The following is a 23,182-nucleotide window of genomic DNA, read 5'->3' as shown; positions in this document are numbered from 1 at the left end:
GCGTCTGTTACCCCCGCCCCCCCCTCAACCGTGCCGCCCGAAATCGAAGATCAGGGGCTGGGTGATGGGCACCTGGCGGTTGCGGCACACCGCCAGCAGGCCCGTGCCGCCCAGTTCCCCCATCCAGCGGGTGTAGACCCCCTCCAGCATGTAGGACATCCAGGCGGGCGACATCGAGGTGGGCGCGGTGTCACCGGGGTGGTGGGATGGCCCGGCATGGGGCACGGGGTAGGCGCCGTGGCTGATGCGCAGGAATTGCCCCTCATCCACCAGCCGGACCCAGCCCCAGTCCAGCGCCACCCAGCAATCCCCGATGGCCCGTTCCAGATCTTCCAGGGATTCGCAGGGCGGCAGGGCCATGCCTTCGGCGAAGCGCAGACCGACCGACCGGTAGAAGGCCTGCGCGGCCGCCGGTTCCACACCGCTTTCCAGTTCAGCGAACAGGGTGTGGATGAAGGCGCGCCACTGAAGGGCGCAGGATTGCCACCGATGATGGCGGAGCGTCACGGCATCCGGTGATTCCGGCGCGGCGGGCGACGCCTGCAGGGCGGCGAACCGTTCCTGAAACGCGGCAAGCATGGGGGTCAGTCTCCAAGAGGGGTTTTCAGGGTGATGCGGCCGGTGCTCTCGGTCCAATCGGCGGATCGTTTCACGGACAGCGAACCACCCAGCGTGAGGAAGGGGCTGATCCGGTATTCAAAGGTGCCGTTCAGGCCATACCCGATGTTGGTCGTTTCCTGCCCACCGAAGCGCGTGCGGAACAGGCTGTCGGTGACACGGTCGGCCGAGAGCGCCACCAGCGCCGCCTGGCTGGTCGGATCGTCCGGGAACAGGTCCGTCGCCTCTTCCCGGAAATGCTGGACGCCCAGGCTGCCACCCAGCGAATACCGGAAATTCGCCCCCTGCACGGTGTAATTGACAGGGAACGTCAGGGCGTAGAACTCCTGCGGGCTGAAATAACCGCCCTGGCCGTAGGTGAAATAGCGCAGGTTGCGGTCATAGCCCATGCCCGTGGCGTTCACGCCCAAGGTCAGGTCGGAGGCGGACGTTTTCGCCAGGTGCATGTAGGCGCCCAGCGTGGCCTGGACATCCCGATTGGCGGTGACATGGACACCGCGCAACTCGCCATAGCCCACATCGCCGTAGACGCCCAGGCTTCCATCGTCATAGGCCAGGCCCGCCTGGGCCGCCGTCTTGGTCACCCCACCCCAGGTCTGGCCGGTGACGGGATCACGGGCACCGGCGTAGCTCAGCACGCTGTCGGTGACCGCGCGGCGCGACAGGTCGAATTGCAACTGGGTCACATCGGAAAGCTGCGGCGTCCACTTCAGGCCACCGACCGGACGCACGACACGGAAGCCCAACGGCGTGGCTCCCACATCCAGGGCCACGTCGTCCAGCCGGTACGACAGCTCCGGCGCCACGCCGTTGGCGTCTTGCGCTTCCGGCTTGGTCACCTGGGTCGTGGTCAGGAACATGTTGCTGCCGAAGCGGCGGTAGGTGTCGGTGTTGGAACCCATGTCCCCGGCATCCACATGCACCCCCGTCAAGGAGGCCTGCACCTGCCCCATGCCGAACAGGGGCATGCTGAACCCGGCCTTGGCCCAGGATTCCACCAGGCGGCTGAGGCCGGACTCACCGGAGCGCAGCCGCGCCTGCACCTCGCCCACGAAGCGGGGCTTGGACTGTTCCTCCACCGCCGCCGTATCCGCCGCCAGCGTAGTCAGCAGGGGGTCGCCCAGGGGCACCGCGTCGGAGGCCCTGGCGGCATCGCGGAACGGGTTGGCGTCGGTGGCATCGGCGGCGGCCACCTGCATCGGGCCCCGCCCGAGTTGGGCCAACCGCAACTCTTGCGCCGTCTTCAGCTCCTTGAGGGCGGTGCCGCTGTCGTCCTCCTTCCGCGCCAGTTGCGCCAAGGCCTGGTGCACCTGCGGGTCGTCCGGATGGGCCCGGACCGCCGCGGCCAGGATCCGGCGCGCCTGACGCGTCTCGCCCGCGGCGATGGCCGCCTCCGCGGCCCCCCGTTGGGCATCGAGGTCGTCGGGGTGGTCGGCCAAGACGCCGTCGAGCAAGGCCAACGCCTCGGCCGGACGGCCGGCGCTGAGGTAGATGCGCCCCATGGCCTGGGCCAGGGCCGGGTCCCCGCTGTTCGCCTTGAACAGCGGGGCGATGGCGTCGTACGCGTCGGCATAGTCGCCACGCTGGCGCGCGCTGTCGGCGATACGAACCGCCATGGCCGACTTCAGGCCCGCGAGGCCCTGGCGCTCCGTATCGCTGAGGTCGGCGCGCTGCTCCAACTGGCGCAGCAGGCCGGCCGCCTCGGCCCCCCGGTCGGCCTTCATCAGCAAGGCGGTATATTGCAGGAGCGGCGTGGCCGACATCTGGGCGCCGTAGACGTCCGGCTGCAACAGGCTGAGCGCGGCCTGCGCGTCCCCAACCTCCGCCAGGGCCCCCGCCAGCAAGCCCCGGGTTTCCGCCGTCCGCGCCATGGGGCGCAACGCCAGCAGGCGCGCCCGGGCCTCGGCCGGCGGCTGCATCTGGGCCAACGTCATGTCGTGCCGCAGCGTCGCCTGGTCCAGCAGGGCCGTCATGGCCTCCGTCTGGGCGGCGGCGGGCACGCGCTCCAGCAGGCCACGCACCGCGGTCCAATCCTGCCGGTCGGCCTGGAACAGCGCGGCGGCATGCAACAGGTCGACCCGCGCCTCCCCCGGCGTCACCGCCATGATCGATCGTGCGGCGGCATCGTCATGCTGAGCCACCAGGAAGCGGGCGTAGTCCAGGCGCAGCCAGGCGTCATCGGGCGCCAGTTGCCGGGCCTGGATGAACGCCGCCCGGGCGCCGAGCGTATCGCCGGCGGCCACCGCAGCGTTGGCGCGGGTGTGGGCCAAGCCCGCCTGCAGCACCGTGTAGGCCGGGGATAGGCGCAGCGCCTCGGCCTCCGGGCTGGCCGCCAGGGCTTCCGCCTCACGGTCGCGCCGCTGCCGCAGCAGGACGTTGAACAGGCCGGACAGCGCGGCGGACTGGCTGGGGCTCGCCTTCAACACGGCGCGATAAGCGTCCTCCGCCTCGGCAAGCTCATCCCGCCGCACCCGCACGTCCGCCAGCAGCAATTCGGCGGCCTGCCGGTCGAGGGGTGCCCGCGCGCCGGCGGCCAAGGCCTGGGCCCGATCCTCCGCCGAGGCCAGGCGCCCCGCGTCGCGGTCTTCGGTCGCCGCCTGCATATCCCGCCAAAACGCGGCGCTGGCCAGCGCGTCGCGCCATTGCGCGGCTTGGGCCGGGGCAGCCCTGGTGGCCGCGTCCAGCAGGCCCGCGGCCTCGGCGAAGCGGTTCTGGCGCAAACGCACCAAGCCAAGCCCGGCGCGCGCCTCCGCATCGGCGGCATTCTCCTTCAGGGCCGACTGGAACTCCGCCTCGGCCACGTCCAGCCGTTCGGCCCGCAGGGCGGCATAGGCCCGCGCCCGCGCCACACCCCGGTTGTCGGCGCGGGTGGCCGGCTTGTCCAACGCCGCGTAGCGCGCCTTGACCGCCCCGTCATCCGGGTTATCGGCCAAATATTGGGCATATGCGGGCTTGTCGGCCGCGCCGGCGTTCAACCACAACAGCGTGTCATGGCGTATCTTCTTGGCCGCGTCATCCAGCGGCGCGGATTTCGCCATGGCCGCGAGTTGGGACAGCACCTCCCGCCGCGTCGCCTCACGGTAGCTCAGCACCCGCAAATAGCTGATCCGCGCCTCGGCCGGCGCCCCGGGCTGTTCCGCCAGTTGGCGCAGGCCATCCCGCGCCTCCTCCCACCCGCTCTCGGTGCCGGCCAGCGTCTGGTAATACTCCAACGCCAGGGGGATGGTCGGCGGGGGGCCCTGGAAGATCTCCTTGTACTTGGCGATGGCGCCGGCCAGGTCACCCGATTGCGCCGCCCGCCGCGCATCGGCCAAGGTGGCCCGATGGCCCCCAGCCTCCGCTGCCCGCACCTCCGCCGCGACATCCGGGCTGGCCGTGCGCAGGGCGGACAGGCGGCGCATCAGCGCCTCCGCCTCCGCGTGATGCCCTTGGTCAGCCTCGATCTCCGCCAAGCGGGCCAGCGCCACTGGCTGGTTGGGGGCTACGGTAAGCACGGCGTTCAGGGTTTCCCGGGCCAGGTCCGGCCGGTCGCGCCGGACCCAGAAGTCGGCCTTCTCCAGCATCAGGTTCAGGGCGTCGGGCATCGTCTCCGCCCAGGCGGCGGAGAGCGAGGACAACAGCAGGAATCCGGCGAGCGCGACGGTCTTACGCATGGGACGCCCCCTCAGGAACCAGTGCGGGCCAGACGGTTCTGGGCCCGGCGACGAAGGAAGCGGATGGACGGGATGGAAATGAGCAGGATGGCGAGACCGAGGGCGCCGAGCACCAGGATGGGATGGCGCGACGCCCCCCACACCACCAGCATCAGCGGCGGCAGATCGCCCACCCAATAGCGGCGCCCGACCTGGAAGCTGGACACATCGGCACGATTGAGGATGACCAGGTCGCCCTGGATCTTGGGCGCCGTGCGCGGCTGCCGCAGGGCCTCGACCAGACCCGGCAGCAGGTCCGCGCTGCCGGCCGTCAACGCCACGACGCTGCGCTTGGGGGTCAGGGGCGACTCAAAGCCCATCATCAAGGCCAGCTGCGTGCCGCTGACCAGGACGCGTTCCGCATCGCCATCGGTCAACACCCCCGCCGACACCGGGTCGGCATCCAGCAACTGGGTCAGCCGCTGCAGGGGCGACAGGGTGTTCAGGGCCATGACATCGTTGGTGATGCGCACGGGTGCGGCGGCCGCCCAGTCCCGCAGCAAGGGTTGATGCGCCGTATCGCCGATCAGCAGCAGGTCGCGGTTTTCAAGGCCGGCCGTTCCCTCGGACGCCCGCCGCACGGTCACCTGGGTGGCCGGCATGCCCGTGCTGGCGCCCATCAGCCCCATCATGCCCAGATAGGCGGTGACATCCCCCGCCTGCGGCTTTTCCGGCAGCACCACCACCGTCTGCGACAGATCGGCCATGCGGGTGTAGGGGAAGCCCGCGCTGGCCAGCGACGCCATGTTGGGCAGGGCCGCGAAATGGTGGACGGAGGACAGGTCCAGGGTGCTGTCGGGATCGACGCCCGTGCGCAGGTTGTCCGGGGTCGTGCCGTGACAGGCGCCCCGATCCACCGGCCGCAGCGAGTACATGAACTGAAGCTGGTTGCGGCCATAGAATAGGTAGGGCGGAACCTCCACCGTCCGCTGGCGGGCGGTATAGTCGCCCAGGGCGTAGGTCCGGAACCAGTCCGTCAGACCGTCCTCGCGCAGCTTGAGGCTGGTGACGTAGGTCCCGTTGAGGGAGACGTCGAGGCGGGACTGCTCCATATCCAGCCAGTTGCCGCCCGGGTAGCGATAATTGACGTGCAGCGGCACGCCCCGGTTCTGCCAGACGAACAGGTCCGGCGGCAGGCGGAACGGCACCTGCATCGGGCCCGGCGCCATGCCGTTGCTTTGCAGCACGTCGGCCCCCACCAGCTCACCCAGCCGGACGGACCGGTCCAGGGGCAGCCAGCGCGGCGCGTCGTAGGGTTGACGCGGAACCAGCAAGGGCGGGGTCGCCCGCACCTCCGCACCGTTGAGCGCGGAGGCGCCCAGCACCAGGGTCAGCGCGGCGGTGCGCAGTTCCTCGTCATTGCGCCCCATGATCAACAGCAGACGCCGGTTGGGGGCCACCGGATTGGGACGTACCGCCACCATGGGACCGTCCACCGCCCCCAGGTCCAACTCCGCCGGATGGTTGGCCGGCGTCGCGAAGACCACCGCATTGTCCCGCGGCAGTCGGCCGCCCAGCGACGGGAACGAGGCCGGACGATAATCAGCCAGGGCGCCAAACCAGGACGCCGCGATGCCAGCCGCCCTCAGCACGCCGTCCGAAGGCTCGTCCCCCAGCAGGAAGGACAGCGCCAGGGGCCGGCTGTCATGATCATTGAAAAACGGACGGGGCAGGATGGACAGGTCGGCGGCGACCGGCAGTCGCTGCAGCGTCAGGCGCAGGCTGGAGTTGGCGCTGAGCAGGGCCCAGAGGCTGGAATGCAGCGGATCCTCGCAGCCGGTGGCGTAGTGGCCGATGAACTGGAAGGTCAGATGGTTGTCCTGCTGGATGAGAAGGGGATTGACCGGCAGGTCCACCACCTGGCCGCCGGCCGTGGCGGCGTTGAGGGGGATGGTGGTCAGCAGTTCGTCGTTCAGCAGAACCTTGAGCTGGCTCAGATCCTTCAGCAGCGCGGGCGAATTGGTGATGGACAGGGTGAGCTTCGCCGCCGTGACGACATCGTCCCGGCGGATGGGGAAATCGACGGTGCGGAAATCCTGCATCCCATGGAAGGTGAGCGCCCCGGCGCCGAGATCCGTCAGGGTCAGCACCTCCCCGCGCGCCGGGTCCAGCGGCGTCGCGTCGGTGGGCTCCCCCTCCGCCCCGCCCAGGGGCGATGGGCCTGCGGGCGACGCGCCCACGGATGATGGACCAGCGGGCGGCGCGGCCGTCGGCATGGCGGGCGTGGTCTTGGCCACACGGGCCGGCGCCGACATCGCCCGCGTCGCGGGCAGCAGCAAAAGACCCGCCAGCCCCAAAGCGACCATCAGGCCACCCGTCCGCCGAGCCCGCCGCCGCGCGGCGATCAAGCCAAAGCCGTTGCACATGACCGCCCAGGCGGACCGCCGGACCCCCGTCACCGATTGACCGGTCCAATCCAGCCAGGCGTCGGCGCGCCCGAAAATGGCGCGCACGAGTTGCCGGTGCTGCCAATCGTCCAGATTATCGAACGCCAGGCGCACCGTGCCGTTGCGCTGTTCGATGACCCGCGCGGGCAGCAGGACGGGCAGGCCGCGGGCGGTCAACTCCACCGTGACCCTGTCGGCGATGCCGTCAATCGACTGCCTGTGGTCCATCGCCAGCAAGGCGCCGCCCATGGAGATGTTTCGGGTTTGCCCCACGAAGGCGCGGCCGTCCGGCAGCGTCACCGCCATCTTGAGACGGGCGCCGATGCGGACCTGCCGGCGCACTTGCCGCTTCTCCACCCCCGCCGCCGCTGCCGCCGCCAGGATGGCGATGCTGAAGAAGGCCCAGAACAGGTTGGCCACCAGGACCACCACCTCCTGGCCCTGCATACCCTCATACAAATACCGCCCAATGCCCCAGACATAGCCGCCGAGCAGCAGCAGCAAGGTGGCCAGTTGCGGCAATACCGAGCGACCGTCGAACTGGTCACGGTCAAGGATGTCGCCCTTGCGCGTGACGTTGAAGGCCCCCTTGTAGGGGTTCAGCACCGTGCGCAGTGTTGGCACCAGCAGATGGAACGCCAACATGGTCTCGTAGACCTCCGCCATGAAAAGCGGCCGCACCGCCCCTTGCAGCCTCTGGTTCACACCAACTGACAAGATGAGGTGGGGAATGGCATAGGCCAGGACGAGGATCGGGCTGGCGCCGATGATGTTCATGCCGAACAGCAGGTAACAGAGGGGCGCGGTCAGCACGACGATGCGGGGCAACGCGAAGAAATAATATAGCATGGCGTTGAGGTAGCAGAGGCGTTGGGGCAGCGTGAGGCCGCGCCCCAGCAACGGGCTGTCCAGCCGCGCGATCTGGACCATGCCGCGCGCCCAACGCGCCCGTTGCCCCAAGTGCTGCACCAGCCGTTCGGTCGCCAGGCCCGCCGCCAGCGGCAGGCGCAGATATTCGGTGTTCCAGCCATGGCGCTGAAGACGCAGGGCGGTGTGGGCGTCCTCGGTCACCGTCTCCACGGCGAAGCCGCCGATCTGCGCCAACGCCTCCCGGCGCAGCACCGCGCAGGAGCCGCAGAAGAAGGACGCGTTCCATAGGTCGTTGCCGTCCTGGATCAGGCCGTAGAACAGCAGGCCCTCCCCCGCCAGTTCGTGGCCCCGGGTCAGGTTGCGCTGAATGGGATCCTGGGAATAGAAGTGATGCGGGGTCTGGACGATGGCCAGTTTCGGATCGCGCAGGAAACCGCCCACGGTCATTTGCAGGAAGGCCCGGTTGGGAATGTGGTCGCAATCGAAAACGGCCACCAGCTCCCCATCGGTGCGGGCCAGGGCCGCGTTCAGGTTGCCGGCCTTGGCGTGGCGATTGTCGGAGCGTGTCAGGTAGCCGACACCGTTGCGCGCCGCGAACTCCTTGAACTCCCGCCGGTTGCCGTCGTCCAGCACATAGATGCGCATCTTGTCCGCCGGCCAGTCGATGTCCTGCGCCGCCCAGATGGCCTGGCGGACGATCTCCAGCGGTTCGTTATAGGTGGGAATTAAGATGTCAACGGTCGGCCAAGCGGCGATATCGTCGGGCAACGGTGTCGACGTCCGCCCCAGGGGCCATACGCTCTGGACATAGCCCAGCGCCATGCCCAGCCCGGCATAGATCTCCGCCAGGAAGAGGAGAATGCTGAACAATCCTTCGACAGGATGGGACAGGACGAGCGTGTCCGTCATCCGCCACCAAAGGTAGCGCGCCGTGTAAATCGACGAGGTGACGCACAGCAGGACGGACACTTCCCGCGACCGGCGGCCATACAACACCAGCAGCATCAAGACGGCCCCAACCCCCAGGGCGATCTGCGCCTTCAGGTACAGGGGAGTGATAATGACACCGACGGCAAACAGGCACCCAAGGGCCAGCATGGCCATGTAGACGGGCGTGGTTGGCTCCATCCACGGCCAAGCGAAACGCCGAATGGCTGGCACCGATGGCGGCGGGGGCGAGGAAAGCTGGTTCATCGGGTCCACCATCTCAAGGCGCGTCGGCCGAAACCGGATGCCGGTTGGGGAGGGGAGGCAACAGGCGGCGGGAAAAGGGCCCGCACCTTGGAAGCGAGGTCGGTGATATCGGCAGCGGCGCGGGAGGCGGTCTTGCGGCTGAGGATCGGGCTTTGCGCGGCGGCGGCCTCGGCCACGCATTCATCGCGATGGATCGAGCCGATCAGCCCATCCTTGAGCAGGGTTCCCAACACGGACGCGACATCGTGGTTGAGCCGCCGGGCCGGGTCGACCTGGTTCAGGACATACCGCTTGGCGACGGTGGACGGCAGCCGCCCGGTGGTGAAATGGCCTGACTCGATCTTGGGCACCAGCGACAGCGACACCGCGTCGGCCAGAAGCACCACCAGCTCCAGATCGGCCACGCGCCGCATTTCCTCCAGATAGACCGACAGGCCCGGGGCCTGGTCCACGACGACATACGCGCCGCCGGACGCCAGCCGGGCGCATTCCGCCGCCAAAGCCCCCTCACCCGCCAGCACGCGCGCCTCCAGCCGGGGCAGCTCGACATTCGGCACGTGCCCGAACGGCAGCACCCGCACGCCCATCACCATGCGGGTGGCAAGCTGCGGCCGGCCCGCCGCAGTCCACGGCGCCTGGGCGAAACCGGGGGTGTTGATGGACAGGCCGAAATGCAGGCGCAAGGAATTCTGGGGGTCGAAATCGACCGCGACCACCTGCTCACCAGCCTGGGCCAGGGCGAACGCGAGGTTGCCGGCAAGGGTCGTCTTCCCGACCCCTCCCTTGGGGGAGGACACAACAATCAGGGGCATGGATCGCCTCGAAAAGGAAGGGAAGCCCGAGACGCGCGCCTTGGGATCAAGGCGCTGGCGCTTCCCTCGGCGGAACTAGGCCTCAATGCGAACGGGGGCCCGGTGCACCACCATCCTGCGGAGCCTGCGCCAACCGTTGGAACAGTTCCGCGATCGACGTCCGGCCCGGGGCGGCAGGCCGTCGCTGCGTCGAGGGGCCGGTGGGCCAGGCCGCGATGGCGAAGCTTTCCGGCGCAAGACCCAAGGGCACGTAGTCACCGCGAGAAATAGTCGCATCTTCGGCAACACCGATACCAACACCGCCGGCATTTCTATTATTGCTTGCGGCCGCCCCAAGTACACTGATTGGGTCATTTTCCTGAAATTCGCGATATGGAAAATCTGGCATACCAGAATTAACCAAAAGGCTCCTGATGTCGTCCTTCATTTTCAACCGCCATTCATTTTTTGAGAGGCGAATACGCAAGCTTGATAGAATCTGTCGAATAATGACAAATTCTTACAATCGTGACTGATCGCTTTCATAGTTGATGCCTATCTAAAACTTAAGGGCCGTCACGTCAAAAGGATTCCTAAGCCTTCCAGACGTATCCTTCCGTATAGATAGTTGGAAAATTGGCACGAAAAAATCTCGATGCAGAAGAAAATGATATTAAAATTTCGTAGCACTTATATAAAATTATGGTTAATCCATAAAAAAATATCTGTTCATCAATAAATTGGTTATTTGCGCCATGATATTTTAAGAATAAATGCGGGTCCACGGCTAAATACCCGAATAATATGATCTTATATACTGTCATATTTAAAAATATCATGAGTTTATATTTATGCGATAAGCATTAAGTTGCATTACTCCAGAAAAATCCCGGGATTAAAACATGCGACATAAAATCACCCCCCCTCAACAGCTCGAGCCTCCCCCGGCAACGCAATGCTAGTGCACGGACCATGCCAAGTGAATTCCGTGTTAATTTGACGGGATAGCGCCCGAACCCCGCCATTCTCGGCCGGCCCCGGACATGTCGGACACGTCGGACACACGGGACACGTCGGACAGTCATAGCTTTGTGGGCAGCGGGGAAAGCGGACAAGCACGGGCAAGGGCGCCAGAGCACCGACCGCGCGTTAAGCCAGACATTACTTTCCTTCCAGGACAAGCCTTGCCACCAACTGGCGGCGCAGGCCCGCAATCAGGATGGTCACCGCGCGCTGGCGCGCACCGCGTCACCCTAACGGAAGTTGCGCCAGTAGCGTCAGGCTGGCGGAAAAGTAGTCATCTTCCGCGGTCAATTCCCTCGCCGGCGCGGCGCCAGCAACAATAAGTTTCGCGACAGACAAGTATCCGCCATGTTCGGTATAAGGCGCCACGGCGCCGGTCACCAAATCCACCCAGCCAGGGGGCGGCGCGTTCAGCCACAGGGCCCGGAAGGGCGCGGCCAAGTCGGGGGTCAAAAGGCCGGCCAGCGCCAGATAAAGGGGGATCCGTACGGCATCATATCCAAACCTGGGTGGAAATCGGGGATCGGGGGCCAGTTCCCCGTCCTGACGCCGGCGGAGCCAATCCGGTGGCAGGGAATGCGCGCCGAACCGTGCGCCACGGATCAGGTCCAGCCCGCCGCTGGCGACGGCCTGCCAGGTCTGGTCCGCGCCCGGTACCGCCGCCATCCGCTCCAGCGCCGCCAACTCCTGGAAGGCTGGGAAAACGTAGTAAGAAAGATTAAGCGTCAGCCCGTCCTCATGCTGGAAGCCCTGGATGCCCGGCAGCAAAAGCGGCGCGGCCGCGCGTCCACCCGCCACCAACAGCTTTTCCCGGATCGCCGCCGCCATATGCAGCGCGGCCTCCCGGTAATCCGGCGACGTCCATCGGCGCGCGGCGCGTGCCAGGGCCCAAGCGGTCAAAAGGTCGCCGTCCGTGGCATTATTGCGATCGGGCACCGGCACGGAAACATTAGGCAGCCATCGCCATGCCAACAGGCCATCGTCGCGCCGCAGGTTGGCCCGGGTCCATTCCCAAATCGCGGCGAAGCTGTCGCGGTCATCCGCGGCCAGCGCGAACAGAAGGCCGGTGCCCTGCCCTTCGGAATGACTGATCCCATGATTGCCCGTATCGACGACGCGGCCCGTGGCACGAACGAAGCGGCGGCGATAGGCTGTCCAGGCGGCGCCAAAGGGCTCATCCATGGCCCAGACAGGATAAACGGCGGCGATGCCCGCCAAACCCGCGACAATCCCCCTCCGACTTAACACAACTCCCCCTCGATTTATTATCCGATCAATGAACATATTAACAATATTGCCAATGAAAGCATTGTTTGAATCTAAATACAGGGAGGAACGATCAAATTTCAACAGACACATGCACCTGCGGGCAAAAATAACCCTGTGAATACATTGACATCAATGACCACACTGCGCAGCATTAGGGGATGCGTCTGTTCGGCGTTCGGTTTCGGTGAATTTAAGAGCAAAGCGGTCGCAATCAGAGATGGCTCGGTTCGCGAGCGGCGCCATCCAACGACCAGCACGTGGTGTCCGCTGCGGAGATTCACCCACGCGCGCCCAGGAGTGCAGGCCGGAATCGACGCTGGGCTTTTACCGTCAATGACTTGACATATACCTAGTCAGCGTAATCGTCGCAACTCGTCACAATTCGTCAAATTTAATTAGAGGTAATATCGATGAACATCTGTCTATTGCCCTTTCTTTGAGATTTATCCTAAATTAGGAATTCGGGGAATTTTATAAACGCAGGCGCACGGGGCTTCTTTGGGGACCTACATCAGCAGTCAACTTTCAGACGGAAGCGACAATCCCGTGGCGCTGGATGGTTTCATGTGTCGCGAACGGGGCGAAGGGGTGCGGGCCATCATCGGCGGTGCGCTGTCCCCGCGGGAACGCGCCGGTCATTGGCGGCCCATTTCCGATGCCCTCCCCATGCACGCGGCGGAGTTCATGGGCGCGCTGGAAGACGCAGGCGTTGGCACTAGCACGGGCTGGGCCGTCGCGTTCAGCCATGATCATTATCTAACCACCTGCGGTGGCGCCCAAAACTGCATCAATGATGAGGAAGCGGCGCTTCGGGCCGGCGGCTGGGCCTATCTGCATTTCTGTCCCGTCCAGCCCTTGCCCCTGTTGTCCGATGTCTCCATTGCGGTCGATATGCGGCTGCTGGCCTCGTTGAACGGCCGCAAGGTCGGCGTCGTCACCATGGCCGACGTCATCACGGCGCTGACGTCGTTGGGACAACGGAACGGCGCCATCGCCTTCATCATCCATCATCTGCTGGGACATGCGCCCGAGTTGATCGCGGAAGCGATCGCCGCGTGCCCCGGGGCCCAGACATTCTTCTGGGCGCATGATCTTTTTGCCCTGTGCCCCAGTATCCACCTTCTCCGCAACGATGCCGTCTTTTGCAAAGCCCCCCACTTAATTCCGGCGCGTGCGACATCTGTGTCGCGGGAGAGGAACGGCCTGCGCATGTCGCCCGGATACAGGCATTCCTGAAGACGACGCAGCCGACCGTATTGGCGCCATCGGACACCATTCTTCACTTATGGCGGCAGCGCATGGGCTTTTCCGGTCCGTCGATGGTCCTTCCCCCTTGCGGCGTCGACTTTGGCCCTTACGCCCCGCCCCGTCCTGAGGGGGGGCCGCTCAGGGTTGGCTTCCTGGGTGGCGATCTGCATGGCAAAGGCTGGACCGTGTTCGCGGCCCTGGCCGCCTGGCATCGGGGCGACAGCCGATATGCCTTCTTCCAATTGGGCACCCGCGACCTGGCCGCGCCCAACGTCACCCATGTCCACGCGGAGGTGAGCCGCGCCAACCGCCAAGCCATGGTGGAGGCGGTCGGCAAGGCGAACCTGGATGTCGTGATCAACTGGTCGCTGTTTTACGAAAGCTTCAGCTTCACGGCGATCGAGGCCGCTGCCGGCGGCGCTTTCGTGATCGCCCGCAAGGCCGCGGGAAATGTGTGGCCGCTGATCTCCGCCCTGGGACCCGGCCGAGGCGTCGCCGTGGAAACGGAAGTCGAGCTGCAGGCCATGTTCGTCGAGGGCCGCGTGCTGGACTTGGTGACACAAGCGGATCGGCGTCGAGGTCGGCTCACACTCAATTGCGGCACCGGAAGCATTTTACTGTAAAGAACGGCGATGCCTGGAATTCATTGTTTCACCAGCGTTTCCTGCAGCTATCTGGATCGGGCTGGCGTCCTGGCGGAAACCGTCCGTCGCCATCATCCGAACTGGACGCTCTGGCTGCTGCTGTCGGACGACCCGCCGCCGGGATTCCGTCTGGATCTGGCGGCGTCGGGATTCGACCATGTCATCAACAGCCGGGATCTGGAGATCGGGGACTATCGCAGTTGGGCCTTCACCCACGATGTCGTGGAGCTTTGCACCGCGGTCAAAGGCCCCATGATGCACAAGCTTCTGAACGATGGGGCCGACGCCGTCGTCTATCTTGACCCCGACATCGCCGTGTTCGCGCCGCTGGCCCACGTCACGGCCATGTTGGAGCGGCATTCGGTGATCCTGACCCCGCATGTCACGACGCCGGAAACCACTCTGGGCGGCATCCTGGACAATGAAATCGGTTCCCTGAAGCACGGTGTCTACAATCTGGGCTTCGTCGCGGTTCGATCCTGCGGCGAAGGCAAGCGGTTCGCGGCGTGGTGGCGCGACCGCCTGCTGCAATTCTGCCGGGACGACGTTGCCAATGGTCTGTTCACGGACCAGCGCTGGTGCGACCTGGTTCCGGCGCTGTTCCGGGACGTGGGGGTTTTGCATGACCCCGGTTACAACGTCGCCTCATGGAACCTTGGCAGCCGACCAATCACCATCGATGCCGATGGCGTGATCCGCGCGGGGGGCGAGCCTTTGCGCTTTTTCCATTTCACCAAGGTCAACAGTGTCGGCGAGGCCATGCTCGCCCGCTACGCCTATGGCGATACGGAGGTTTTCGAACTGCTGCGCTGGTATCGCCAGCGGCTGAAAGCCCACGCGATCCAGGGAATTCCGGAAAGGTGGTGGGCGTACGGCACCTATTCCGACGGCACCCCCATCCCACGGTCCCATCGCCTGGCATGGCGGGACCGAGTGGACGTCCGCACCCATTTCAAGGATCCCTGGACGCCGGGCGTCCAGGGCTTCCAGGCCTGGTGCGGGGCGGAAGGGATTTGATGAGGTCGAGCGGCATAAGTATCGAAAATGTTTTGATGTCGGAGTACGGGCCGTGCAGGAAATAATCACGCGATATGGCCGTCTGCAGGTCATGGACCTGGAAAATGACCTGGTCAGCCGCTTCCTCAAGAAGTACGGGGAATGGTCGTTCTGCGAGGCGCAGTTCATCGCCGAGAATTTGACCGACGGCGCCCGCATCGCCGACGTCGGCGCCGCCATGGGGACGTTCGGCCTGGGGCTGACGTTATTGCGGCAGCTTCACAGCCTATGCTGTGTGGAAGCGAGCCCGGCACTGTACCCGCTGCTGCGACACAATGTTCAAGTGAACAAGCCCCTGTCGGTCGGCGATGCCACGACGGTAAACGCCACCGTCGGGCCCGCGACCGCGGATTCCCGAGCGGCGGATGGTGGCAGACAGACCATGCCCACCTCGACCCTGCATCTGACGCTGGAAGCGCTGAGACGCGGGTACGGCCCCTTTGACCTGATCAAGATTTCGACTGGTGGCTCGGAATTGGCGATTTTGCAGGAGGACCAAGCCTTTCTGCGGAATTGTCCCGGCGTATTTTGGCTTGATTGCCAGGAGACGCCCGCCACCCTGGATCTGTTGCAGGTGCTGCTCGATAATGGCCTGGACGTCCATTATTTCGCATTCCCGGCCGCGGCCCGGAACAATTTCAACCGCGTGGGCGATACGGACTTTCATCTGGGGTACAAGGCCGGCCTCTGGGCGGCGCGCGGCCGGCCACCCCTGATGAACTCTCAACTGAGGGCAAAGGGCTGCGTGCTGAAGCGCATCGGTAGCCAGGAGGAGTTGCGCCACGCGCTATGGCTGACGCCCCGCCAGGCCCCAGCGGAATTGGCTGGGCATTCCCATGAGGAAATGGTCGCCCTGGCCGGCCGCACCCTGAGAGACGAAACCTTCGATGATTACCTTGTCGCCGGCGCGGCCAAGCGTCCGCCGGACAATGCCGCATCGACCACCGCGCATGACCAAATCCAAGCGCTGACGGAGCAACTGGCAGCGGAAACGGAAAAAAGCGCGAAACTTGCGGCCCTTCTGGACGCTGCCGGAAGCGAGCGGCGCGCGAGTCAGATCGTCCTGGCCGACGAACGCGCCCGCGCCAACGCGTTGACCTACCGTCTGGAAGCCGCCTTAAGTGAACGGCGCGCAAGCCAGATCGTTCTGGCGGACGAGCGCACGCGCGCGCAGGCGTTGGCCGCGGATCTCGAAACAATATGGTTTCAAAAGCGTGCGGCGGAGCAGGCCCTGGCTGAAGAAAAGCAGCGGGCCTCGAACGACCTTTCCATTCTCAACGAGATCAACGCCATCCTGGTGTCCCAGAACCAGGATTTGACACGACAGGCCCAGGCCCTCATTGAGCAGGTCAACGGGATGTACCGCTCGAGATCATGGCGCCTGACCCTGCCGCTGCGGATCCTTGGACGCCTGGCCCGGGGCGACATCCGGGGCCTGAAGCGATTGTATGCGGCACGCTCGAAAAGCGCATGACCGCCAGCACTGGATCGCCCGCACCACCAATCGCAATCCGAAAGTGACCATGCCGATGTTACATAAAACATCCGGGCCCCTTGATGCCAGCATCCGGGCACCGGGGTGGGACAGACTTGGGATCGCCCTAAGCCTTACCCTGGCTCTGGCATGGACCATCCTGATCTGCCAGACCGTTTGGCCGGGCCTGATGTCGTTCGACAGCCTCCTGGCCTATCGGCAATCGATTGACGGCATAGATACGGCCATTTCCCCACCCATGCACGATTATTTATTTTATCTCTCGCGTTTACTTTCTGGCGGGCCCGGCGGCTTGCTGGTCATTCAAAGCTTTGGCCTGTTCTTCTCCGCGAACCTGATCATCTATCGCGCCGCCAAAGGCGCTGCTTTGGCCACCGGTCTCATGCTCGTGTTCGCCGCAGCCTTCCTGGTGTTCCCGACAATGCTGGGGAGCATCATCGTATTATGGAAGGATGTCCCGGTCGCGACATTCTCTCTGGTGGCCATCTGCATATGGATCTCCTGTCTGGAGAGGTTCTCCGCAACCCGGATGGTCTATCTTTTTCTTTGCCTGACCATCGTCATTTCGTTGCGCTACAACGCCTTGCCGATTGTCTTGCCCTTCATGGCCCTGGTGGTCCTGAACCCAGCCGGTCCGGGAACGACGATGCGCAGAAGGATGGGAGCCGTCCTCGGGGGTGTGCTGGCGATGTCCATCGCCTACGGCAGCACCCTTTGGCGCCTTCCCGACTTCCAGCGCTTGCCTCCCGTCGAAAAGGCGGTGGCGGCCATCAAGCTGTGGGACATCGTCGGCATCTCAGCCTGCGAGGGGGAAAATCTGCTGCCGGAAGGCGTGGAAGCCGAACCACGGTTTTCAGCGGCGGACCTCAAGACGCTTTACGACCCCCGTCACGCCAACCTCACTCTCAAGAACCCGGTCTGGCGTGCCCATATGCCGCCCAACATCGCTCAATACGCGCCCGCCATCGAAACCCGCTGGCGCGAGCTGTTGGTTGGGCATACCGCGTGCTATCTCAAGACCCGCACCCGCGTCCTCCGGCAACAACTGGGTCTAGGCACTGCTGTCGTGCATTACCCCACCCATGACGGCATTGACGAAAATATCTATGGCCTAAAGCTGTCCCGGCCCGATAGGACCAACGCGCTGGTTCAAAAAATTCTACACTGGTCCAGCGACCCTGTCCGCCGCCCTTACATCCTATACATTCTCAGTATGGCCCTGGCCGTCGCTGCGATGCATCTGAACAAATGGCGGCTCGACCTCTTGCTGGCGATCAACCTGGGCAACGCGGGCTTCCTGTCTTTTCTTTACTTCGTGGCGCCTGCGGCCGACGCTCGCTACCTCTTTCCATCGAATGTGTTTTGTGCCCTATCAATAGCACTATCTCTGGCCGTCCTGGCGCAGTATGCGCGCGCGTGGCTGGCTTGGAATTGTCGGAGCGAGATGGCCCTGGCATCACCCGGGTCATAGATGCATCACTGGCAGGCATGCCTCGACCATGGCGGCGGCCATGTCAAATCAGTCGCCGAGCCGCCTGTCGTTGAATCCGCTCTGGAGCGCGATACACGCTTCAGATGGACTGAATTGAAGCGTGTATCGCGCGGCAAAACTCTACTGGTCCCGCTGCTCCTGCAGCAGGCGCAGGACGCGGTCGCGCTGCTCCGTCACGATGCGCAATTGCTCGTCCGTCTGGCGCCAGAGATCCAGCCGCTCTTGCGCCTGGATGGCCATGGCGGTCGCGCGGGCCCGTAAGTCGTCCCGTTCATCGTCCAGCAGCAGTGAACGGTAAGTCAGGATCTGAGTGGTGATCTGGACGCGCATGGCGTCAAGCTCCGCCAGCAGCGATGCTTGGCCGTCGTTCTGGGTCAGCGCTCCCAATAGATTATATAGGCGGCCAATGTCGAAGGGCGCCTCGGTGGCGGCACCCGCCGGCCCGGCGGCGCGGACCAGGTTAGCGCGGATGGTCGGCCCCTCAATTCCCTCCCCGGCGGGCACGATCCCCTCGGGCAGGTGCTGCCGGATCGCCGCCAGGACGACCGGGTCCCCCCCCGCGATCATAGCGTCGAACTGCAGCCAGACCCGGTGCCGTCCCCGCGTTTGCGCCTCAGCCTCCAGATTGTGCATGGCCCATAGCAGGTGGCTGTGCGCGGCACTCATTCCATCGCGCCGTGCCAGGGACCGGGCCACGGACCAGGGATCACGGACGACGTGGAGGTAACAGATGCGCACCGGCAAGGCATCAAGGTGCGGCTGCCAAAATGCCAGGGTACGGCACAGCCGGGGGTCCTTCATGAACCAAAGCGGCCGGGCGCGCGCCAGGTCCGTGAGAAAGGTTGCCGCCCGGTCCGCCAAGGGGGCGCCCGCCCGCTGCATGTCCTGGCCGGAAACCGTGTCGACGGTAGACCAGTCGGTTCCGGCGGCGGACAGCAGGAGATCGTTAAGGGTGACCAGCTCCTCATGTTCCCAATAGCCATCAGCGTTATCCTGGCTGGCCTGGATGAACCGGTCGCCCGCGCAAACGTCGCGACCCCCGAACCAGCCGGCAAGCGCCGATGTCCCGCTGCGGTGCATGCCCATGACGACAAAGCCGGTGGCGGACTGTCTCACCAATTCCGGCTTTTCGCGCAGCAGCCAGTCGAAATACGACCCAGGCCCCGAGCGCAGTGGCTGGGGAAAGGAGGTGACCAGCCCCAGGTCATCCCGGAGCGGCAGGCGCATGGCCTTGGAAACCGCCATGCCGTTGTCAAACCGACCATACGCCCACCATCCCTGGGGGATGCCGGGCATTTCCTGCGCGGCGATGGCCCGCTTGTACCAATGCCAAATCTCGTGGACATGGGGGTTGCCATCGGCGTAGCGCTCGGTCATGGCGTCGCCGTAGGCGTTGATCTTGGTGAAATGATAGAATTTCAAGGGGCTGCCATTGACGCGAATGCCGCCGTCCCGTCCGATCTCAACCCGCCGACGGCTCAGGTTCCAACTGGCGACATTGCAACCGGGGTCGCGTTCAACACGCACCCCGTCGAAAAAGGCCGGTACCAGATCGCACCATTTCTGGTCGGTGAACAGCCCCGCCGCCGGGTCGTCGTAACACGACCGCCGCAGCATGTCCGCCCACCAGCGGGCAAAACGGCGCCCCTCGGGCCCGTTCCGGACAGCAATGAAACCCAGGTTGTAGATGCCATGCCGGAGAGACCCCAGCTCATTATCGGCAATGGCGGATTGGGTGTCATTGGGGTCGATCTGATGCGGCGTCAACAGGATGGCGCCATCGTCCAACCGGGCCAACACGCCGTCGAGGGAGGAAAACACCGCGATGTCCGGGTCGAGATAGACAACGGTGTCGCATCCCTGCCGTAGCATCTCAGCCAGCATCGGGCCTTTCACCGCCGTGCAAGCCTCCACCAAGTCATGGCGGAAAATCCAACTGTCGAAGGACGGGATGCCAAGGTCGCGCGCGAAGACCACCCGGTCGAACCCGGCATGGGCCTCGTCCGCCGATACACCCTGGGGCAATTCATCGACTATCAGGGCCCAGAGGGTCCAGTCGGGATGAACCCGGCGCAGGGTCTGGGCCAACACCCGGGCCCGGGACAGGTAGGTGTAGGTGAAGCTGGTGAAGCAATGGACGCCGGTCATGCCTTAACCCTCAATCCTGACAACGCCCTCAAGCCCGTCGATGACGGCCGCCGTCGCATCACCGTAGACCACCCGGCCCGTGGCCATCCCCTCCCGCAGCCGATCCCGGACGTGGACGACCGCCTCGAACGTGGTGAAGAAATCAAGCAAGGCGCGGTCGCTGGCGAACACGCGGCCGCGATCCTCCCCCAAAATGGCATCGGCGACATCGCCGCTGTCCGCCAAGGCCACCACGTCCGCCCCCGCCGCCGCCGCCTCGTGCACAACAAATGACACGGTTTCCGGCAGGATGGTCAGCGCGAGGACCAGGTCGATCCCATGCGCCTCCAGGGCCTGCGCAAGGGGGGGGCGCCTTCGGTCATTGCGAGGCCCGTCGTTTCGGGGCCATCCGTCGCAAGGATGGGCACCTCGGTGACACCCGCCAGTGCCCGGAAGCTCCCGGGGGAGCGAAATGGTGGAACCGATAGCTGAAACAGCCCTGAAGGGTTTGAACCAGTTCCTCAAAAACCTCCCAGCCGGCCTGAAAGCTGGGGTTGCCGACGAAGGCGACACGGACGGGGGCGTTCGGCAAGCCCAGCAGGGCGTCATCGTCGCCCAGCAGGCGACGCATCCCCTGTTCCACCAGATGGCTCTGAGCCAACACGGCGGTCGACACCGACGGAAGGAGTGCCGCCCCCCGCCACAGGTCAAGCGCCGACCGCGACGGCGCCATCACCTCAAAATCGATGGCCTTGAACAGCCGCGTCATGAGGGGCAGATGACGGCGCCGAGCCTCGCCATACAAACAAACACCGCAGGCAAGGCTATCTGGCGGCGGGGCACCACAGAAGGAAAGGTCGTTACGCAGCAGTAGCGGATTGGCACAGAGGGATGAGAAATCCTGGACCCAGAAGCAATTGCGCACCGGCCGCAACGCCCGTTGCACGGCGACCACGCCCGCCACGTCATGGCCCAGGATGCCATGAACAGTGAAGACACGGTGCAGCGTTTGGGCCCCCAAATCCTCGGCCAGAACATCGGCTAAATCAGCGTAGTCCGATAAACCCACGCGCTCACCATCGACCGACACCTCGATAAGGCTTCCCGCCGGCTCGTCACGATGGGACGCCGACGACGGCGCCCCGGGCCGGAGGTGGATGTAGCGGTAACCACGGTCGATGAAACGGCGCCGCTCGTTTGGGAGCAGCACGCCACCACCACCCGTGGGAACCGCGGCCACGCCATGATCGATGGCGACAACCACCCCCCGTAAGCCGCCTTCAAGTCCCTCAGCGCCCTGGTCCGATGGCTCAAGCGCGAGCGCCTCCGTCAGGCGCGCCCGGGATATCCGGGTAATGGCGAGGGGAGGCTGAGGGGAGGCCCCCTCTTCCAGCGTGGGCAAAATCCGCAGCATGGCCCGCCGGTGCCTGTCCGGCGGATATCCTCGCCGGCCTTCCTCCCTGCCCGCGACGATGTAATGCCAGAATGGGTTGACACCCGCTTCGACAACATCGGGATTGGTGGCCAGATAATAGGCCGTATCGAAGAAAGGGGACGGGTTGCGCCCCTGGCGCCAGCCGTCCTCACAGTATTGCCGCAACAGGGCGGCAGCGGATGTGGCCGCGCCCTCCGGCGTGGCCTCCGCATACGCGGCCCGATAGAAATCGGCATCGAAATGGGGGGCGATGGTGGCTGCGGCCGGGTCGGTGGCGACGTCGCCGGCGATTGTCGACGCAGGGGTGGGAGAGGTGGCACCCGCGGCGGCGGTGGCCATGAGGTTGGCGAAGGCCAGGGCGCGGGCCAGCGGCAACCCGGCGGCGCAGAGATGCTCCACCGTGAGGCGCAGCGCCTCGTTGGAAAAGACCGTCGGCGACGGAACAGCGACGCCGGGTGCCGCGATACGGACGTTGGCGGCCTCCACCTCCCCGCCGCGTCGGCTGATCCGTATCTCGGCCCAGCCGGCATTGATTTCGAGATGCGACAACCGCAGAGCCGAGCATACAAAAGGTTTGAAGGGGGCGTTGCCGATCAGGACGGAGGCATCCTCGACCTCATCGAAGACCCGCTGGGCCGTCGTCAACGCGACGCCGCCGACAGGACGGCAATCATCCGTATCCAGCACGGAAATAATGACAACGTTACTGAAAAAATCCGAAAAGCATATAACGTGCACTATCCCTGTCCCTTTATCCTCCGCAAATTGACAGTGATCTTCCCCCAATACTGTCATCATGAGGAGCTCCGCTACTCGGCCTCGATACCATGAACCGTACAGGACAACAAGGATACCGGAAAGCCGCCACACCCGACGACGCGGAAACAAGGTCGTTGAAATTGTGTTCCAGGTTTGTGTACGGGGCAGTCATTCGGTCCGCGAACGGGCTCTTGTCCGCGAGGGTGGAACAACCGCATATAGTAACTGGATAGGGGGGCGTGGCCCCGCTCGCTGACCAGCTACCGGGAATGGACGCGTCGCGGTGATAGGGCCGAATTTTTTAGGTATCGGGGCACAGAAGTCGGGCACGACCTGGATCTATGAAAACCTGTCGTGCCACCCCCATGTCAGGTTTCCGGGGGGCAAGGAAATCCATTTCTGGAATGCCCGTCGGGACCTCGGCGTGACATGGTGGCTGGACCAATTCGGGCCCAGGCAGCCGGGCCTTCGGTCCGGGGAGATCACCCCGGCCTACGCCACGGTCGACACGGACACCATTCACGCAATCCATGAACTTTGTCCGGACCTGCGCCTGTTCTATGTGCTGCGCAACCCCATCGACCGGGCATGGTCGGCGGCACGCATGGCGGTCCTGAGGGCCGAGATGACCCTGGACGAAGCGTCCGAGCATTGGTTCCTGGATCATTTCCGGTCCGCCGGCTCCCGCCGCCGGGGCGCTTACGGGGAGGCGATTCAACGCTGGCGGTCCGTCTTTCCGGCCGAGCAGCTGATGGTCGCCCTTTTCGACGACCTGCAGGCCCAACCCCGCGCCTTCCTGTCCCGGCTGTGCGGACACATCGGCATCGAGGCCGGCTTTTACGAGGCCGTGCCGGAAGAAGCCCTGCGGCGGGCGGTGTTCACGGGGCCGTCGGCCCCCTTGCCGCCGCCGCTGCGCCGCGCCCTCATCGACCAGTATGGCGAGGCGGTGGAGACCTTGGGCCACCTGCTGAGAATCGACCTGTCACATTGGCTGGCCGAGCCATAGAGAGCGGAACAAAAGCTTAGAGTTTCCCTGACGCTTCAACGAAAGTCAGAAAAACTCTAGGCCCGCATCCGCCCCC

Annotated in this window: 15 protein-coding genes; 6 read left to right on the top strand and 9 right to left on the bottom strand. The window is 64.9% G+C overall.

All coding sequences use genetic code 11. The features are described 5' to 3' along the window. Positions 1 to 24 precede the first annotated feature (24 nt). From bcsD to ULB03_RS27175, 6 genes are all read right to left on the bottom strand, one after another. Positions 25 to 579 carry a cellulose biosynthesis protein BcsD gene (bcsD, locus tag ULB03_RS27200; RefSeq protein WP_322486209.1) on the bottom strand — a complete coding sequence of 185 codons (555 nt, stop codon included), beginning with the start codon at positions 577 to 579 and terminating at the stop codon, positions 25 to 27. Between the two features lie 5 nt (positions 580 to 584). Next, positions 585 to 4,271: a cellulose biosynthesis protein BcsC gene (locus ULB03_RS27195; protein ID WP_322486208.1), complete on the bottom strand. Its 3,687-nt coding sequence runs from the start codon at positions 4,269 to 4,271 to the stop codon at positions 585 to 587. Positions 4,272 to 4,282: 11 nt separating this feature from the next. Beyond that, positions 4,283 to 8,761 (bottom strand): UDP-forming cellulose synthase catalytic subunit, encoded by a 4,479-nt coding sequence (bcsA, locus tag ULB03_RS27190; protein ID WP_322486207.1) that lies wholly within the window; start codon positions 8,759 to 8,761, stop codon positions 4,283 to 4,285. Continuing rightward, on the bottom strand, positions 8,758 to 9,573 hold the full coding sequence (gene bcsQ / locus ULB03_RS27185; RefSeq protein WP_322486206.1) for a cellulose biosynthesis protein BcsQ: 816 nt from the start codon (positions 9,571 to 9,573) through the stop codon (positions 8,758 to 8,760). The genes bcsA and bcsQ overlap by 4 nt, the downstream gene beginning before the upstream one ends. Before the next feature lie 82 nt (positions 9,574 to 9,655). After that, positions 9,656 to 10,000 carry a hypothetical protein gene (locus ULB03_RS27180; protein ID WP_322486205.1) on the bottom strand — a complete coding sequence of 115 codons (345 nt, stop codon included), beginning with the start codon at positions 9,998 to 10,000 and terminating at the stop codon, positions 9,656 to 9,658. Positions 10,001 to 10,800: 800 nt separating this feature from the next. Further along, the gene (locus ULB03_RS27175) at positions 10,801 to 11,925 is read right to left on the bottom strand and encodes a glycosyl hydrolase family 8 (protein WP_322486204.1); all 1,125 of its coding nucleotides are present in this window, start codon (positions 11,923 to 11,925) and stop codon (positions 10,801 to 10,803) included. A gap of 465 nt (positions 11,926 to 12,390) precedes the next feature. On the opposite strand from ULB03_RS27175, the gene ULB03_RS27170 reads away from it, so the two are divergent. The 5 genes from ULB03_RS27170 (at position 12,391) to ULB03_RS27150 (ending at position 17,758) form a co-directional block, all read left to right on the top strand. Then, on the top strand, positions 12,391 to 13,080 hold the full coding sequence (locus tag ULB03_RS27170; RefSeq protein WP_322486203.1) for a hypothetical protein: 690 nt from the start codon (positions 12,391 to 12,393) through the stop codon (positions 13,078 to 13,080). A 62-nt stretch (positions 13,081 to 13,142) separates the two neighbouring features. Further along, a complete protein-coding gene (locus ULB03_RS27165; RefSeq protein ID WP_322486202.1) occupies positions 13,143 to 13,715 on the top strand; it encodes a glycosyltransferase family protein in 573 nt (190 codons plus the stop codon). A gap of 9 nt (positions 13,716 to 13,724) precedes the next feature. Beyond that, positions 13,725 to 14,753: a hypothetical protein gene (locus ULB03_RS27160; RefSeq protein WP_322486201.1), complete on the top strand. Its 1,029-nt coding sequence runs from the start codon at positions 13,725 to 13,727 to the stop codon at positions 14,751 to 14,753. Positions 14,754 to 14,805: 52 nt separating this feature from the next. Further along, positions 14,806 to 16,266 (top strand): class I SAM-dependent methyltransferase, encoded by a 1,461-nt coding sequence (locus tag ULB03_RS27155; RefSeq protein WP_322486200.1) that lies wholly within the window; start codon positions 14,806 to 14,808, stop codon positions 16,264 to 16,266. Continuing rightward, complete coding sequence (locus ULB03_RS27150; protein ID WP_322486199.1) at positions 16,241 to 17,758, top strand: hypothetical protein; 1,518 nt, start codon at positions 16,241 to 16,243, stop codon at positions 17,756 to 17,758. Before ULB03_RS27155 ends, ULB03_RS27150 begins: the two co-directional genes overlap by 26 nt. 141 nt (positions 17,759 to 17,899) lie before the next feature. Here ULB03_RS27150 and ULB03_RS27145 read toward each other — a convergent pair whose 3' ends face one another. The 3 genes from ULB03_RS27145 to ULB03_RS27135 form a co-directional block, all read right to left on the bottom strand. Then, the gene (locus ULB03_RS27145) at positions 17,900 to 19,927 is read right to left on the bottom strand and encodes a sulfotransferase family protein (protein WP_322486198.1); all 2,028 of its coding nucleotides are present in this window, start codon (positions 19,925 to 19,927) and stop codon (positions 17,900 to 17,902) included. Positions 19,928 to 19,930: 3 nt separating this feature from the next. Further along, positions 19,931 to 20,203: a hypothetical protein gene (locus ULB03_RS27140; protein ID WP_322486197.1), complete on the bottom strand. Its 273-nt coding sequence runs from the start codon at positions 20,201 to 20,203 to the stop codon at positions 19,931 to 19,933. Positions 20,204 to 20,285: 82 nt separating this feature from the next. Further along, positions 20,286 to 22,139, bottom strand: a complete 1,854-nt coding sequence (locus ULB03_RS27135) for a DarP family protein (protein WP_322486196.1) — start codon at positions 22,137 to 22,139, stop codon at positions 20,286 to 20,288. Between the two features lie 244 nt (positions 22,140 to 22,383). On the opposite strand from ULB03_RS27135, the gene ULB03_RS27130 reads away from it, so the two are divergent. Then, positions 22,384 to 23,106 (top strand): sulfotransferase family protein, encoded by a 723-nt coding sequence (locus ULB03_RS27130; protein WP_322486195.1) that lies wholly within the window; start codon positions 22,384 to 22,386, stop codon positions 23,104 to 23,106. Positions 23,107 to 23,182 lie beyond the last annotated feature (76 nt).

The organism is Nitrospirillum goiasense (genome assembly GCF_034427435.1).
GTDB lineage: Bacteria > Pseudomonadota > Alphaproteobacteria > Azospirillales > Azospirillaceae > Nitrospirillum.
Note: the sequence above shows the minus strand (reverse complement) of the source record. Positions and strands in the feature narration are given on the sequence as shown.

Excerpts from the sequence above, each read along its gene's own strand:
- bcsD (WP_322486209.1), bottom strand. The coding sequence starts at position 579 with ATGCTTGCCGCGTTTCAGGAACGGTTCGCCGCCCTGCAGGCGTCGCCC.
- ULB03_RS27160 (WP_322486201.1), top strand. The coding sequence starts at position 13,725 with ATGCCTGGAATTCATTGTTTCACCAGCGTTTCCTGCAGCTATCTGGAT.
- ULB03_RS27165 (WP_322486202.1), top strand. The coding sequence starts at position 13,143 with ATGGGCTTTTCCGGTCCGTCGATGGTCCTTCCCCCTTGCGGCGTCGAC.
- ULB03_RS27135 (WP_322486196.1), bottom strand. The coding sequence starts at position 22,139 with ATGATGACAGTATTGGGGGAAGATCACTGTCAATTTGCGGAGGATAAA.
- ULB03_RS27150 (WP_322486199.1), top strand. The coding sequence starts at position 16,241 with ATGCGGCACGCTCGAAAAGCGCATGACCGCCAGCACTGGATCGCCCGC.
- ULB03_RS27145 (WP_322486198.1), bottom strand. The coding sequence starts at position 19,927 with ATGACCGGCGTCCATTGCTTCACCAGCTTCACCTACACCTACCTGTCC.
- ULB03_RS27195 (WP_322486208.1), bottom strand. The coding sequence starts at position 4,271 with ATGCGTAAGACCGTCGCGCTCGCCGGATTCCTGCTGTTGTCCTCGCTC.
- bcsQ (WP_322486206.1), bottom strand. The coding sequence starts at position 9,573 with ATGCCCCTGATTGTTGTGTCCTCCCCCAAGGGAGGGGTCGGGAAGACG.
- bcsA (WP_322486207.1), bottom strand. The coding sequence starts at position 8,761 with ATGAACCAGCTTTCCTCGCCCCCGCCGCCATCGGTGCCAGCCATTCGG.
- ULB03_RS27180 (WP_322486205.1), bottom strand. The coding sequence starts at position 10,000 with ATGAAGGACGACATCAGGAGCCTTTTGGTTAATTCTGGTATGCCAGAT.